Origin of the sequence: Xanthovirga aplysinae (genome assembly GCF_009711365.1) — a bacterium.
GTDB lineage: Bacteria > Bacteroidota > Bacteroidia > Cytophagales > Cyclobacteriaceae > Xanthovirga > Xanthovirga aplysinae.
On the sequence record NZ_SMMB01000450.1, the window covers coordinates 1 to 1,677 of the forward strand.

General features: G+C 40.8%; 1 protein-coding gene. It reads left to right on the forward strand.

The window, feature by feature from the left end; all coding sequences use genetic code 11:
* A partial coding sequence (locus tag E1171_RS23450; RefSeq protein ID WP_187696176.1) for a hypothetical protein occupies window positions 1-1,433 on the forward strand: 1,433 nt, incomplete at its 5' end.
* Window positions 1,434-1,677 lie beyond the last annotated feature (244 nt).

Sequence of the window (1,677 nt, forward strand, 5' to 3'; positions counted from 1 at the left end):
TTCAAACGATTCAGGCCTACCCTACTTCTCAGTTCGCCCAAGACTACCAGGCGGCGATGTCCGGTGCAACAGATGATGCAATGAACCAGGCAGACGGCAGTGCTGACTCTTCAGAAAACGGGATGAATTCCATTATTGATAGTACTAATAACTTCTTTCAAGGCACTAATCAATTTCAACATGTTACGCTGTCAAGTATAGTAGCTATGCAAAGCTATTACGATAAGTTCCCCTTCGTATGGGCACAGTATAAAGATACCACCTACTATTTGTATGGCAGTGACGGACAGTCGAATAGTTTTACAGGTCAGGTAGTTATGACGCAACCACCCACTCTGGACCTTACAAAACCTAACGCAGGTTATACAATCAGCTTCATTCCAGCTTCAAATCCTTCCGATTTAAGCTCAACGGACGTAGATAGCACTAAAGCAATAGATCTTACGTATTCTGATGCGGTGTTTGTCAATGATGTGAATGCGGATATTCCTGATATTGCTCTTTCAGGCATGTTTCAGCTGAAGAAAATTTTTACTGGTGATTCTGACGATACAAAGATCATTCCTTTATTGTCGGGTACCGTGAAAGGCGATACCGTTATTGGTTTTGATCAGCCACAAACCTCAGATAAGGATGCCGCCGATAGCAGCAATGGTGACTTAGCCTTTTTGCAGCAATTATTTGAGCCAAAAAGCTTCCAGGACGCTTTAAATTCTTTCATGCTTATTGGCGGATTTCTGATGACTGCACACATGTTTGCTGGAGGGCTTAAGTTCATATATGATAAATTTAAGGAAAAATTTGGCAAAGGCGAGCCTACTACGAAGGATGATGTTAACACCGCAAAAGATGACTCTGATACCTTTAACCTAGAAAGCGCCACAAAAAAACAGATAAAAACACAAAGTGAACCAAACGCAAAGGCGACACCTCCTGAGGAATTAATGCCCAACCTTGAATTATCGATTGGAAGGGTTGGTGATGCAAGTACGGTTTCCATCGTAGCCAGAGGAATAGATGCACAAGGTAATCTTTTGGAAGTGGAGGCAACCTTTTCCTCTGTGATGACAGCGGAGGATTTAACCCAATTTCAACAACTTGCTACAGATTTAAAAAGTCTCCAAGATAGCATACCTAGTGTTTTTACTGAAGATGCTTCTGCTTTTACTCAGGCAGTTGCAGATTTATCAAGCAGATATAACGATTTTTCGGTTTCTGCCAAGGGTTTTACTAATAAATTTAGTGGTGAAGTTTCGGCTGCTCAACAAGAATCATTTCAACAAAATCGAACAAATGCTGATGAGGTAGATACAAAATTGGAAGAACAAGAAGATCGAGTTACCGAAGAGCCGTCAGAAGGTGAGGGAGGTATAAAACCTGAGGAAGGAGAAGGACTAGGACGAGAGCTGGTGCCATTTGAAGGACTTGGGTAGGCCTATAGGAATTTGGGGCAAAAGTAGCGAGGCCAATCTGGAATGCGCTTAAAAGACACAAAACCCTAAGTATTTTTTGTGAAAATAGAGAGAATAAATGAGGAAAAGATAAACCTTTAATTCCCTGATTCTCTCTATTTACTTACCTAAAAATGAGGGGATTAAGAATGGATGTTTTTTCGAATTGACAAGGACTATTCTATAAAAAATAGGCCAAAGACTAAAAAGCAGCATCATGGCAACA